This is a genomic window from Mucilaginibacter rubeus, from assembly GCF_014643835.1.
Classification (GTDB): Bacteria; Bacteroidota; Bacteroidia; order Sphingobacteriales; family Sphingobacteriaceae; genus Mucilaginibacter; species Mucilaginibacter rubeus.
This window is the reverse complement of record NZ_BMKD01000004.1, coordinates 1-13,240: the sequence shown is the minus strand read 5'-3', so window position 1 is coordinate 13,240 and position 13,240 is coordinate 1. Positions and strand designations below refer to the sequence as shown.

Sequence of the window (13,240 nt, the reverse complement as noted above, 5' to 3'; positions counted from 1 at the left end):
AAGGACCGATCATATACAAATAATGTCAACACAAAAGGAAACATATTTAAGGATCCATCCGCATGATAACGTACTGGTAGCCTTACAGGACCTGCCGCAGGGAACCGTTATCACGTTTGATGGACAGACTTTTACACTGGTAGATAAAGTAGCAGCAAAGCATAAATTCGCCATTAACGAACTGCCGGTAGGCAAGGAAATTTACATGTACGGCGTACTGGTAGGCAAAGCCTCGGCCGTCATACCGCAGGGTGGTTTGTTAACTACCGAAAATGTACACCACGCAGCCGAAGGATTTCACCTTGGCGAGCGCAAACTACAATGGCACCAGCCTGATACGGCTAACTTTGAAGGCAAAACCTTTATGGGCTACCACCGTGCCGATGGTTCGGTAGGTACAGGTAACTACTGGATTGTGGTACCGATGGTTTTTTGCGAAAACAGGAATATCAATGTATTAAAGGAAGCACTGGTTGATAAGCTGGGCTATAAAAAAGCCAAAAGCTACGAGGGCGATGTGGAGCAGTTGATGGAACTTTACCAGGCTGGTAAATCTGTTGAGGAAATTTTGAATGCCGATATCCAGGCATCCGAGGATAAGCCAAACTCTAAACGCTTGTTCAAAAATATCGACGGTATTAAATTTTTGAGTCACAGTATGGGTTGCGGCGGCACCCGCGAAGATTCAGATACCCTTTGCGGATTGATAGCAGGCTACATTACCCATCCCAACGTGGCCGGGGCAACCATATTAAGCTTAGGCTGCCAGCATGCGCAGGTAAGCATTTTGCAAAATGAAATTGCCAAACGCGATGCTAATTTCAATAAGCCGCTGGTTGTATTGGAACAACAAAAAGTAGGTACCGAAAGCGAATTGTTAAAACAAGCGTTGAAGCAAACTTTCGCCGGTTTGGTCAAAGCCAATGAAACAACCCGTCAGCCGGCACCATTGTCAAAACTATGTGTTGGTTTGGAATGCGGTGGTTCGGATGGTTTTTCGGGCATTTCGGCTAACCCGGCATTGGGTTATTTATCCGATCTGCTGGTTACCATGGGCGGTTCGGTGATCCTTTCAGAGTTCCCTGAGCTTTGCGGTGTGGAGCAGGAACTGAGCGACCGTTGTATCGATGTTGAAACCGCTAACCGTTTCATGCACCTCATGACTACTTATAATGCACGTGCAGAGGCGGATGGGTCGGGCTTTTATGCTAACCCATCGCCGGGTAATATCCGCGATGGATTGATCACTGATGCTATCAAATCGGCCGGTGCGGCGAAAAAGGGTGGCACTTCACCAGTAACAGCGGTATTGGACTACCCGGAAAAAGTAACCAAACCGGGTTTGAATTTACTATGTACCCCCGGCAGCGATGTGGAAAGCACCACTGCCGAAGTAGGTGCAGGCGCAAATATCGTATTGTTCACCACCGGTTTGGGTACGCCTACAGGCAACCCGGTTACCCCGGTCATCAAACTATCAACCAATACGGCCATGTTTGAGCGCATGCCCGATATTATAGATATTAACTGCGGTACCATTATTGAAGGTTCTGAGACCATTCACCAGGCCGGCGAGCGGATCCTGGATTACGTGATAAAAGTAGCCAGCGGCGAAGCAGAACCAAAATCGGTAAAACTTGGCCAGGATGATTTTATTCCGTGGAAAAGAGGAGTGTCGTTATAGGCAGCCCCACCCAACCCTCCCCGAAGGGGGGAGAACTTTCGATTTGCGTGGAGGCATAAAGTTGTAGGTGACAACACCAACAACGGCGAAGAGGAGAGTGTCGTTATAACATCAATAAAAGCCGGGGCTCGTGCGATTCCCTCCCTCGGGGAGGGTGTAGGGAGGGGTTTCTTCGATATGCTTAATCGGCAAGCATGGTGTATAAACCCCTCCCTGCCACCGCATAGTCCAACCGCACCCCTCCCGAGGGAGGGAATTGAAAAAAGTTGTTGGTGACAATACCAACAACGGAATTGAGAGATAAATTAATAATAACCATAAAAACAAAAAAGTCTCCCCTTTAGGGGGAGATTTAGAGGGGGCCCGGCCCATACTTATGTTCAAACTAACCAATAAATCAGTAATTGTAACCGGTGGCGGCAGCGGCATAGGCAAAGCTATGGCCGTGTTATTTGCACAGCAGGGTGCCGAAGTTCATATCATCGAATTAAATGACCAGGCGGCAGCCGATACCGTAACTGAAATAACTTCGGCAGGTGGCAAAGCAACCGGCTATGCGTGTGATGTTAGCAACCAGCAACAAGTGGTTGATACTTTTACCAAAATAGGTAAGATAGATATCTTGATCAATAACGCAGGCATAGCGCATATTGGCAGGGCAGATAATACCAGCACCGAAGATTTTGAGCGCGTGTTTAACGTGAATGTTAAAGGCGCTTACAACTGCCTTTACGCGGCCCTCCCGGCAATGAAAGCCAATGGCGGCGGCGTGATCCTCAACACGGCTTCCATAGCGGCCAGCGTTGGTATTACCGACAGGTTTGCTTACTCCATGAGCAAAGGCGCCATCCATGCCATGACTTTATCGGTAGCGCGCGACTTTCTGCATGATAACATCCGTTGCAACTGTATCTCGCCGGCAAGGGTGCATACACCTTTTGTGGATGGCTTTATCGCCAAAAACTACGCCGGCAAGGAGGATGAGATCTTCGAAAAGCTCTCAAAAAGCCAGCCGATAGGCAGGATGGGCAAACCTGAAGAAATAGCAGCTTTGGCGCTATACCTGTGTTCGGATGAGGCCGGATTTATTACCGGTACCGATTACCCTATCGATGGCGGCTTTATCACCCTGAACAATTAAACCTGACTTGATATGATTAAAAAGCTATTATTAATGGGTATGTTGCTTGGCGCCGTACGCGCGGGTGCTCAAACCTACACGCCAACGGCCGACAACCTTGCTGCAAGGCAAAATTTCCAGGATATGAAGTTCGGCCTGTTTATTCACTGGGGTATTTACAGTGAGCTTGGCGCGGGCGAGTGGGTGATGAATGAAAAGCATATCCCTTATGATAGCTATAAACGCCTGGCCGATTTCTTTAATCCGCAGGCTTTTAACGCCCACGACTGGGTGATGTTTGCCAAAAAAGCGGGTATGAAGTATATCACCGTTACCTCGCGCCATCATGATGGGTTCAGCATGTTTGGTACTAAAGCATCGCCGTACAATATTGTTGATGCTACGCCATACCACAAAGACCCGCTGATGGAGCTGGCGCAGGAATGTGTTAAAGAAGGCATCGAACTGCATTTTTATTATTCGCTGTTGGATTGGGGCCGCAAGGATTATGCTTATGGCAGTCCGATAGTTGACGGCAAACCCGCAAATGGCGACTGGGACAGCTACATCAATTTCATGAAAGCGCAGCTTACGGAGCTCATTACCAAATACCCCGGCGTTAAAGGCATTTGGTTTGACGGCCACTGGGAGCGTGATGTTAACTGGCATTATGACGAGATCTACGGATTGATCCATAAACTGAACCCCGCCATACTGGTAGGCAACAACCATCACCTTGAACCTAAAGAAGGCGAGGATTTCCAGATGTTTGAGAAAGACCTGCCCGGAGCCAATACAACCGGCTTCAGCGGTAAATCAAAAATAGGTGCATTACCTTTGGAAACCTGCGAAACCATCAACAACAGTTGGGGCTTTAACATTACCGACAGGAGCTTTAAATCATCAAAACGCATAATCCATTATTTGGTGAACGCAGCCGGTTTAAATGCAAACTTTTTATTGAACATAGGCCCGATGCCTAACGGAAAAATTCAGCCTGAATTTACCGATACACTGGCTGTTGTAGGCGCCTGGGTACAAAAAAACGGGGAAGCTATTTATGGTACCCGAGGCAGCGGTATCCCGGCACAGCCCTGGGGAGTAATCACCCAAAAAGATAAAAACCTGTATGTGCATGTGATGACCGCACCGCAACAACCCTACGTTTTCATTCCGCAATTAAAAGGCAAAGTAACTAAAGCAGCATTACTGGCCGATGGCAGCACGGTGAAATTTAAACAACAAACCGAGGGCGTGTTTGTATATCTTAGCGGCGTGGCAACCGACCCTAACGATACAATTATTAAACTGATAACAAACTAATACAACGACAATATGAAACTTATACGATTTGGCGAGATTGGGAAAGAGAAGCCGGGAATTATACAAAACGATAAAAGATATGATGTATCGGCCTTTGGCGAAGATTACACCGAACAGTTTTTTGAAACTGACGGACTTAGCCGCCTTGCTGATTTTATAAAAGATAACTTACTGCCCGAAGTTGCCGATGATGTACGCTTAGGAAGTCCTATCGTGCGCCCTTCAAAACTGGTTTGTATTGGCCTTAACTATGCCGATCACGCTAAAGAAACCAATGCACCGCTGCCGCCCGAGCCGGTGATCTTTATGAAAGCAACCACCGCTATTGTTGGTCCGTTTGATGATATCATGATCCCTAAAAACTCGGTTAAAACCGATTGGGAAGTGGAACTTGCTGTGGTTATCGGCAAAAAAGCATCGTATGTGGAAGAAGCCGAGGCTATGGACTACGTTGCCGGTTACGTACTGCACAATGACGTAAGCGAGCGTGAATTTCAACTGGAGCGTAATGGTACCTGGGATAAGGGTAAAGGCTGTGATACCTTCGCGCCGCTTGGCCCGTTTTTAGCTACACCTGATGAAATTGCTGATCCGCATAACCTGCGACTGTGGCTAAAAGTTAACGGCGAAACCATGCAGGACGGTACTACCTCAAACTTTATATTTAACCTGCCGCACCTGATCTCATACACCAGCCAGTTCATGACCCTGCTGCCGGGCGATATTATCTCGACAGGTACACCTGCAGGGGTTGGCTTAGGGATGAAGCCGCCGATCTACTTAAAAGCAGGCGACGTGGTAGAATTAGGTATTGAAGGCCTTGGCGAATCAAAACAAAACCTGATAGCTTATGCTAAAAATTGATGCACATCAGCATTTCTGGCAATACAACCCGGTAAGGGACAGCTGGATCACTGAAGACATGCAGGTAATAGGGCGGGATTTTTATCCCGAAGACCTGTTACCTGTACTGCAAAAACACGGCATGGATGGCAGTGTCGCCGTTCAGGCCGATCAGTCGGAAAAGGAAACAGAATTTCTGTTAGATCTGGCATCCGTTAACCCCTTCATCAAAGGGGTAGTAGGCTGGATAGATTTGAAAGCCGGTGACCTTGAAGATCGCCTGCATCATTTCAAAAAATATGAAAAGCTTAAAGGCTTCCGGCATATTCTGCAGTCGGAGCCCGACGAGCAATACATGCTTGATCCGCAATTTAAAAAAGGCATCGCCGCTTTGGGCAAACACGGATATACTTATGATATCCTCATCTTCCCTAACCATTTGCCGTATGCTGCGCAATTGGCAGCTGAATTTCCGGATCAAAAGTTTGTGCTCGACCACATGGCCAAGCCATACATCAAAGCCGGAAAAATTGATGGATGGAAACAGGATATCGAAAAGCTGGCAAGCTATCCCAATGTATCCTGCAAGGTATCGGCCCTGCTCACCGAGGCGGACTGGGACCACGCTCCCGCAGCTGATTTTATCCCTTATATCGATATTGTATTCAACGCTTTCGGTATCAATCGGGTAATGTTTGGTTCCGACTGGCCGGTATGTTTGCTGGCTGGAGGCTATGAAAAAACAATGGAGGTAATGGACCTGTATGCCGAAAGACTATCTGCTGCAGAAAAGGAATTGTTTTTTGGTGGGAACGCAACTGCTTTTTACAGCTTGTAGCTGGTGTTACTATTGATGCAAATGACAGGCGATCCGTGGGGACACGGATCGGGAAGTGTTCGGAAGAAATAAAAAAAGCGAGGATTGTGCGATTCCCTCCCTTGGGAGGGTGTAGGGAGGGGTTTCATTCACAGACTTATTCGCCCGAAATGAAGTATAAACCCCTCCCTGCCACCACGAAATCCAGACGCACCCCTCCCAGGGGAGGGAATTAAAAATCTTCCGAACACATATGGTGTCCTCACGAACGCTTTTGTAATTTATGTCATTGGATAACCACCACGGCCCTCCCGGGAAAAATCGTAATAACTTGTAAAATACATTTAAAGATGGTGCGCGGGGCGCGTTAGTGATAGGAGCGGATACCGGCCTTGTGGCTAATGCCTGTGCAGTATGAGCGCATAGCACGGGCCGCAGGCAACGCCCATGTTCTGAACCGGGATTTGGGCGGATTATTCGGATTTATTGGATTTCTCTTGAAATATCTCCGGCTATTTAAAATCCTGTCCATTTCAGAGGCTGTTTAAAAACAAATAAAAAGCGCCATCGATATGACATGGTTTGATAAGTCTTAAACCATCAAATTCCGCGTTTTTACGATACTTCGCCACTGTACTAAAATCACTAATCTGTACTGTATATTATTTATTTCAAAACGATAGGCTCTATTATCAATATGATAGCGCAGTGTTTGGTGCATTTAATTATAAATCAATTAAATATCAGTATAAATGTAATATTAAGGTAACACAGAGCGTCAGATATAAGTATGGCACACATTTAGCTGTATGTACACATGATGGGTATAAAATAACATTAAAAAGGCGAACCATTTCTCTCCCGATAACGTTATATGGATACCAATCAGACTTAAATTTTTATGTTAGACGTTATGTACACAACCCTGTTACAAGTTGTAGTCCTGCTTGCGGTTTTCATTTTGCCGATGTTCATATTTGGCAAAAAGATCAGGAACAAAAAAGTAAAGACCGTTAATTACAAGATAGATACCGATACCTCTGAGGCCCGATATGCTATTAATGAAAATGGCTTCCTTGAAGAAATAAACACAGGCAAGCTGTCAAAGCACCGTAGTTGAGTGCAAAAACATACAAAAGCAAAGCACGCTTTTGCCTGCTTTGCTTTTGTATTTAAAACTGATCTTATTACTCCTGTTTTTTTAGAAACCCTTCTCATCCGCGCTTGGGCCGTAGCTGCCCGGTATCGGGATATCCAACAAACGCAAATAAACTCCCAACTGTGCCCTGTGGTGTACAATCTGGCAATAGGTCATCCTGATCACTTCTGCTTTTGTACGTTGATTAAGGATCTGTTCTCCGTTACGAAGTGTCCAGATTTTATCAAACGTGCTGATATCAGCTTTTTGCAGGCTCGAATAGCCATCGGCCAATGAGTCTTCAAATAATTTCAGCAAATCGGCAGTGCCGCTTACTTTTTTAGGCTCGTAAGGTACAGTGGCAAAATCCAGTTCATCGGTATTTAAGGTAATAGTAACCCAGGTAGGCAGTTCAGCAATGTGGGTCGAGAGCTGTTCAATGGTCATGCTTTTAGGGTGCGGTTTCCACTGGTATTTATCGTCGGGGATGCGGCTTAGCATTTTTTCGGTGGTTTGAGCTTCCTGCTCCATCTCCTGCAATAACGATTTCAAAGTGTCCATAAGTGTTGTTGTTTGTTTTATGATGTAAAGTAACGGAGGGGTAATGACAGCCCTATGTCAGCAGGGACAGATAACGGCAATATTATTTTTCTGAACCAGGATTTTTAGGATTTGAGGATTGACAGGATAGTTTATTTTGACTCCGCTGCTTTAATAAAATAGTGTTTCTCCGTCAGCAGATAAGTTTCGGGTGAAAACAGGCAGAACAATGTTGGGCTTGTGTGGTTGCAAGGGCATTAGCGAATTTTGCCGGAAGAGGAAACGGGTAAGGCCAGGCAAAATTTAGCAGCCGTGGTTCTGCCTGTTTTGCAGGGCAAAGGCATGGCGAGGCATGGAGGGCTGGCAGTGCGGCAAAGAAACCTCTCTGCTGACTTGATTTTTTGGTTACTTTTGTATCAAGACAAAAGTAACAGCCACCGCGGCAATTGAGCGGCGAATGTATGTTGGTTAAAACCGAAGCCTAATTAAAGAATAATTTGGGCGTTTCCACGAAGAGTGGCCGGGCTTTCCGCTCATACGCCTGCAGGCATTACGCTCAGGGCCGGTATCCGCTGCAATCTCTAACGCTGGCTTTTGCTAATTTAAACTATGAACTACACACCACCACAGCTCCGCACCGTTAACGTAACCCGTTACGTAACGCCTTTGCGCGAGGGCGGGTCATTACCGGCCATTGCCGAAGCTGATGACGAATTTTTATATGTACTGAAATTTCGTGGGGCAGGCCAGGGGGTAAAAGCCCTCATTGCCGAACTTATTGGCGGCGAAATAGCGCGCCTGTTAGGTTTCAAGGTCCCTGAGCTGGTATTTGCCAATTTAGACGAAGCCTTCGGCCGTTCGGAAGCTGATGAAGAGATCCAGGACCTGCTGAAGTTTAGTGTGGGGCTTAACCTGGCGCTGCATTATTTGTCGGGCGCTATTACTTTTGATCCGGCGGTAACTATTGTTGATGGCAAACTGGCTTCGCAAATAGTTTGGTTCGATTGCTTGCTTACCAATGTAGACCGTACCGCCCGTAACACCAATATGCTGATCTGGCATAAAGAATTGTGGATGATTGATAACGGCGCCGCGCTGTATTTTCATCACTCATGGAACAACTGGGAGGAAATGGCTACCCGCCCGTTTTTACAGGTGAAAGACCATGTGCTGCTGCCCCGGGCCAACCAACTGGACACGGTTGATGCTGAATTCAAAGCGATCCTAACGCCCGAAAAGATCCGTGATATAGTAGCGTTGATCCCCGACGAGTGGATCACCTACCGCGATTTTGAAGAAACGCCTGATGAGGTACGAAATATATACGCGGAGTTTTTAATAACCCGGCTGGCCGCTTCAGATGTATTTGTTAACGCCGCAAAACAAGCCCTATATGCAGGTATTTGAGTACGCCATAATCCGCGTTGTACCAAGGGTGGAGCGCGAAGAGTTTATCAATATAGGGGTGATCCTGTTTTGTCCCAAACAAAAGTTTTTAAAAGTATTGTTCAAGGCTGATGACGCAAGGTTAGCTGCCTTTTGCGGTGACCTGGACCTGGATTGCCTGAAGGAAAATATCAATTCGCTTGAGCGCATCTGCAATGGCGAAAAAGATGCGGGGCCAATCGCGTTGCTTGACCAACCTTCACGCTTCCGCTGGCTTACGGCTACACGCAGTACGGTGGTACAGGCTTCCAAAGTGCATCCGGGTATGACTGCCGATGCGGAGGCTACGTTGAACAGATTGTTTGAGCAGATGGTGTTGTGATAATATTTGCCCGTGAGGACACAGGCAAAGGGGAAGACAAAAAACTCGCGCTCGTTTGTAACGAGTGCGTAGCTGGGTTTGCGTTTATAACGCACAGGCGATACAATCGCCAAACCAGATTAAGCACTCGTTGCAAACGAGCGCAAGAACATTATCTTAACACTACATTACCTCTCATCACTTCGCCGATGCTGGTGTTGTCTCCAACATCTAACCGCCCCTACATTACCTCTCATCACACTATTTCTCCATCATCGTAAAATCAAATCCATTAGTTTTATAAGCACAATTATAAACGCAGGGATATGAACATCAACCGAAATCTGATCAACAGGGCCATGCTGCTTGTGGCTCTCATCATTATAGCTGTTTTTACAGCAGTAAACGCCAATGCCCAAAGCCACAAGAAATTCAAAATAATAGCCTTTTACACCGGCCGGAGCGACCTGGCACATATCAGCTTTGTGCACGAGGCTAATCGGTGGTTTCCTAAAATTGCTAAAAAGTATAATTTTACCTACGACAGCACCAACAACTGGGCAAATATGAACCCTGAGTTTTTGGCCAGATACCAGGTAGTAATATTTTTAGATACCCGCACTGATAACCCCGAACAACGTGCAGCTTTTGAACAGTATATGAAAAAGGGCGGCGCCTGGATGGGGTTTCATTTTTCGGCCTTCGCGCTTACGCCTTCAGACTTTCCGCAAAACTGGGACTGGTACCACAACGAGTTCCTGGGTTCGGGACAATATGTAAGCAATACCTGGCACCCAACTTCGGCCATTTTAAGAGTTGAGGATGCTAATCATCCGGTAACCAAAGGCCTGCCCACCATTTTTAAAACCAACGCTAACGAATGGTACCGCTGGGAACGCGATCTTCGCAAAAATCCTAATATCGATATCCTGCTGGCGGTTGATTCAACAAGTTTTCCCTTGGGTACAGGCCCAAAGCAACACGAGATTTGGCATAGCGGTTACTACCCCGTAGCCTGGACTAATAAAAATTACCGCATGGTTTATTTCAACATAGGCCATAATGATATGGACTATGACAGAGGCACCAACAAAGAGCTTTCTCAAACTTTTGCTAATAATAATGTTGATAAGCTCATCATCAATTCGCTGCTTTGGTTAGGCAGAGGAAAATAGTGGCGCCAGCCCCTTGAAGCGGAAGTTTTATTTTTACGCGGGTTTAAGGTGCATCCACGCCCTGAACCGTAACCTAAGAAAAAAACTCTTCAAAAGTGGGGGAATGTGCGATTCCCCTCTTGAGAGGGGCGGAGGGGTGTGTTATTCTACGTGTAGCTTATCGCTTGTATAACACCCCCCCTGCTCCCGCTCTTTCCCACCGCGCCCCCTCTCAAGAGGGGATTTTAAAGCGCTTACGCTAAATTAATCCCTTAGGTAATGGTTATGGCGTCCACGCCTGAACATGGTCATGGATAGAGCGTCCACGCTCCCGGCCACAGGCAGAAAATCCTGCGTATTCCGGCGCAAAAAACGATCCGAAAAACAGACCATAAAAATGGTGTCACTACTTTGTCAGCATGCAGACAAATTAAGCCGCCAATTGGTTTTTTCTCAAAAAAATCCTAAAAATCAGCAAAAATTACATTGGTAAATGCTGCCGTTTTTAATCTTTCGAAAAAAAGTATTTTAAACTCATTATAGTTTTAAGCGTTGATTATCAGTATTTTAATAATGTTTCAGGTAAATGGTTAAAATATTGAATATCAACGTGTTTCATAAAATGGGTGTACCGCGTTTTTACATTCAGAATTTGGAACACCCCAGTTTTCCGGAAAAAGAACGCCGGGAGGATTTTTAAATTTTTATGGGGAATCAAAAATTTGGGACATGCGTTTTGTTACAATTGGAATGCAGGACTTCGTCGGGACAATGTAAATAAAATACCTATTGGTATATTTTAAAGGTGCTTTTGCTTATTTTGCCGGCGAAATCCTGCCTCGCTTATGAAAAAGTTAAAAACGGTATTTAACCAGGTAAAATCTCTTAATGGCGCCGAAGCGCCTGGTATGGTTAACTTGCTATGGCAATTGATCTGTTATTCGCCCAAAATGCCGGTCCGCTTGCAACAGCAGCAATTGCTTGACGAAGCCAAAGCATTTACGCTTGAAGTAGACGATCCTCATTTTGCCAAATCTGCTTTAAAGTTCAATGGGTTTACCTGGGGGGAGGGGAAGCGCAAAATACTTATTACCCACGGCTGGGGCTCAAAAGCCGCCGACTTTGCCGAGCTCATTACGGCTTTAAAAAATATTAATGATGTGCAGGTAACCGCTTTTGATGCGCCGGGTAATGGCAGTTCGGATGGGGAGCTGTCAAACCTCCTGCTCTTTGCCAAAGCTGCGACTATGGTAATCAAAACCTTTGGGGCGCCCGATATGCTCATCGGTCACTCCTTAGGGGGAATGGCCAATGCCATTGCTATTAAGGAAACGGCTATTCAGCCTGCCTTGCTCATCAGCATTGCCCCGCTGATTAATCTGAAAGAGAATTTTATAGCCAGCCTGAACGCGGCCGATGTAGCCCCGGGTTTACAGGATCAATTCTTTACTGATTTTGAGGCATTGTTTGATATGGAGGCTTCGGATTTTACACTTCATAATTTATATCCTGCCGGCTTGGTCCGGAAACATTGGTTAGCCTATGACCCGGAAGATAAAATTGCACCCTTCGCATTCCTGGAAAACTTCCTTATCGCTCATCCCGAAGTTGAAACCAAAGTATACCAGGGGCCCGGTCATGAACGCATTATTAAAGATGAGCTTGTTATATCAGATCTCGTTAGCCTGATAGCTTAATTTTACATAAAATGCTTTTAGCCTTCTGCTTTTAGCTTTTATAAAACTATTTGGCTGCCATTACCTCATCCATGGCTTTCATAAAAGTTGTCACTTCAATTTCGTTCCGGTGTGCCTTTAAATATGCTAACAGCTTCCTGTGCGCATCTGCGGGTGTAACCAAATAATCGCCGCCCACGCCGTGAAACATGAAGATGCCCAGTCCGCCGCTTTGTTGTACTTTCTTTACAAAATCTATCAGGGCATCGCCGGTTACCGGGTTGCCTGTTACGCCCCATGAAGGCACTTTTAACGGGTCGAGGTTTTTAAAATCAGTGATCACAGCATCAGGTCCGCCGCCTATACGGGCGTATTTTGCGAGGCCTGCTTTACGCAGGGTATCAACATAGTTCACGCCGCCAACTTCAAGTTCAGTGCAGGGGTAGGCATAAGTGCGGCCACCCGTTTTACTATCAAGGGCAAGAAGCAGGGTGTTCATTTCCTTTATTTCGCGCACCATGATATATGGGGTATAATTGGCCGAATTGTCGGCAGGATTAGTTTTTACATTTAGCAGGCAGGGATGGTACAAAGTATGGTTAGCCAGTTCGTAACCTTTTTCACCTGCCTGGCGCCAGCGGGGTAACGAAGCTTCGGTCATGTTTCCGGTTAAAAAAAAGGTGGCGGTAAGGTGTGCCGAATCAAGCTGAGGTATAGCTGTGTTTAGCTGCGAAGTTAGCCCGTCATCATATGTAAGCACAATGATGGCTTTTTTGCGTTTGGCTTGTTGCGCGTTGGCAGCAAATAAAAAGTTGAGCAATAACAGAAACAGCGTTAATTTTTTCATGACGAGGGCTTTGGATTAGTTGGCCTAAAATAAAAAAATCCGGTTGATAACCGGATTTTTAAATAAGAGTTTCGTTTGTAAAAATGTCATTTCGATAGAGCTGGAACGGATGGTGTGCGGGCGCGAAAGAGAAATCTTGTACACCTTGTTGAGCCTAAATGCATGGCGTATAAGATCGTATGCATGAAACAGTTAAAGAAGAGTTCTTGAAAAAAAGGTTGTAGATTAAAGTAAACAACTAAGAACAAACACTTTAAATCAAGAACTCATGCAACAAGTTACACAATTAGATTTTAGCGGGCAAAAGATTTTTGCGGGGATAGATGTCCATAAGAAATCCTGGAAGGTAAG

The 13,240-nt window shown here is 45.8% G+C and carries 12 protein-coding genes; 10 read left to right on the top strand and 2 right to left on the bottom strand.

The window, feature by feature from the left end; translation table 11 throughout:
• Window positions 1–22: 22 nt before the first annotated feature.
• From IEX80_RS13910 to IEX80_RS13885, 6 genes are all read left to right on the top strand, one after another.
• On the top strand, window positions 23–1,684 hold the full coding sequence (locus IEX80_RS13910) for a UxaA family hydrolase (RefSeq protein ID WP_188833257.1): 1,662 nt from the start codon (window positions 23–25) through the stop codon (window positions 1,682–1,684).
• A gap of 376 nt (window positions 1,685–2,060) precedes the next feature.
• Window positions 2,061–2,825: an SDR family NAD(P)-dependent oxidoreductase gene (locus tag IEX80_RS13905; protein WP_188833256.1), complete on the top strand. Its 765-nt coding sequence runs from the start codon at window positions 2,061–2,063 to the stop codon at window positions 2,823–2,825.
• A 12-nt stretch (window positions 2,826–2,837) separates the two neighbouring features.
• A complete protein-coding gene (locus IEX80_RS13900) occupies window positions 2,838–4,127 on the top strand; it encodes an alpha-L-fucosidase (RefSeq protein WP_176628923.1) in 1,290 nt (429 codons plus the stop codon).
• Between the two features lie 12 nt (window positions 4,128–4,139).
• Window positions 4,140–4,991 (top strand): fumarylacetoacetate hydrolase family protein, encoded by an 852-nt coding sequence (locus IEX80_RS13895; protein ID WP_129571394.1) that lies wholly within the window; start codon window positions 4,140–4,142, stop codon window positions 4,989–4,991.
• Complete coding sequence (locus tag IEX80_RS13890) at window positions 4,978–5,808, top strand: amidohydrolase family protein (RefSeq protein WP_188833255.1); 831 nt, start codon at window positions 4,978–4,980, stop codon at window positions 5,806–5,808. Before IEX80_RS13895 ends, IEX80_RS13890 begins: the two co-directional genes overlap by 14 nt.
• An 880-nt stretch (window positions 5,809–6,688) precedes the next feature.
• The gene (locus IEX80_RS13885; RefSeq protein ID WP_229701631.1) at window positions 6,689–6,907 is read left to right on the top strand and encodes a hypothetical protein; all 219 of its coding nucleotides are present in this window, start codon (window positions 6,689–6,691) and stop codon (window positions 6,905–6,907) included.
• An 81-nt stretch (window positions 6,908–6,988) separates the two neighbouring features.
• On the opposite strand, the gene IEX80_RS13880 is transcribed toward IEX80_RS13885, so the two are convergent.
• Window positions 6,989–7,486 (bottom strand): DinB family protein, encoded by a 498-nt coding sequence (locus IEX80_RS13880; protein ID WP_176628925.1) that lies wholly within the window; start codon window positions 7,484–7,486, stop codon window positions 6,989–6,991.
• Window positions 7,487–8,074: 588 nt separating this feature from the next.
• Between IEX80_RS13880 and IEX80_RS13875 the strand changes: the two genes are divergently transcribed.
• From IEX80_RS13875 to IEX80_RS13860, 4 genes are all read left to right on the top strand, one after another.
• The gene (locus tag IEX80_RS13875; RefSeq protein WP_188833254.1) at window positions 8,075–8,872 is read left to right on the top strand and encodes a HipA family kinase; all 798 of its coding nucleotides are present in this window, start codon (window positions 8,075–8,077) and stop codon (window positions 8,870–8,872) included.
• Window positions 8,859–9,233, top strand: a complete 375-nt coding sequence (locus tag IEX80_RS13870) for a DUF3037 domain-containing protein (protein WP_188833253.1) — start codon at window positions 8,859–8,861, stop codon at window positions 9,231–9,233. The genes IEX80_RS13875 and IEX80_RS13870 overlap by 14 nt, the downstream gene beginning before the upstream one ends.
• Window positions 9,234–9,538: 305 nt before the next feature.
• Window positions 9,539–10,387: a ThuA domain-containing protein gene (locus IEX80_RS13865; RefSeq protein ID WP_229701630.1), complete on the top strand. Its 849-nt coding sequence runs from the start codon at window positions 9,539–9,541 to the stop codon at window positions 10,385–10,387.
• A gap of 824 nt (window positions 10,388–11,211) precedes the next feature.
• A complete protein-coding gene (locus IEX80_RS13860; RefSeq protein ID WP_188833252.1) occupies window positions 11,212–12,063 on the top strand; it encodes an alpha/beta hydrolase in 852 nt (283 codons plus the stop codon).
• Between the two features lie 46 nt (window positions 12,064–12,109).
• Here IEX80_RS13860 and IEX80_RS13855 read toward each other — a convergent pair whose 3' ends face one another.
• Window positions 12,110–12,889 carry a polysaccharide deacetylase family protein gene (locus IEX80_RS13855; RefSeq protein ID WP_188833251.1) on the bottom strand — a complete coding sequence of 260 codons (780 nt, stop codon included), beginning with the start codon at window positions 12,887–12,889 and terminating at the stop codon, window positions 12,110–12,112.
• Window positions 12,890–13,240 lie beyond the last annotated feature (351 nt).

Bases quoted from the DNA above. Each gene is read 5' to 3' on its own strand.
- IEX80_RS13880 (WP_176628925.1), bottom strand. From the start codon at position 7,486: ATGGACACTTTGAAATCGTTATTGCAGGAGATGGAGCAGGAAGCTCAA.
- IEX80_RS13895 (WP_129571394.1), top strand. From the start codon at position 4,140: ATGAAACTTATACGATTTGGCGAGATTGGGAAAGAGAAGCCGGGAATT.
- IEX80_RS13905 (WP_188833256.1), top strand. From the start codon at position 2,061: ATGTTCAAACTAACCAATAAATCAGTAATTGTAACCGGTGGCGGCAGC.
- IEX80_RS13855 (WP_188833251.1), bottom strand. From the start codon at position 12,889: ATGAAAAAATTAACGCTGTTTCTGTTATTGCTCAACTTTTTATTTGCT.
- IEX80_RS13870 (WP_188833253.1), top strand. From the start codon at position 8,859: ATGCAGGTATTTGAGTACGCCATAATCCGCGTTGTACCAAGGGTGGAG.
- IEX80_RS13875 (WP_188833254.1), top strand. From the start codon at position 8,075: ATGAACTACACACCACCACAGCTCCGCACCGTTAACGTAACCCGTTAC.
- IEX80_RS13865 (WP_229701630.1), top strand. From the start codon at position 9,539: ATGAACATCAACCGAAATCTGATCAACAGGGCCATGCTGCTTGTGGCT.
- IEX80_RS13890 (WP_188833255.1), top strand. From the start codon at position 4,978: ATGCTAAAAATTGATGCACATCAGCATTTCTGGCAATACAACCCGGTA.
- IEX80_RS13910 (WP_188833257.1), top strand. From the start codon at position 23: ATGTCAACACAAAAGGAAACATATTTAAGGATCCATCCGCATGATAAC.
- IEX80_RS13860 (WP_188833252.1), top strand. From the start codon at position 11,212: ATGAAAAAGTTAAAAACGGTATTTAACCAGGTAAAATCTCTTAATGGC.
- IEX80_RS13885 (WP_229701631.1), top strand. From the start codon at position 6,689: ATGTTAGACGTTATGTACACAACCCTGTTACAAGTTGTAGTCCTGCTT.
- IEX80_RS13900 (WP_176628923.1), top strand. From the start codon at position 2,838: ATGATTAAAAAGCTATTATTAATGGGTATGTTGCTTGGCGCCGTACGC.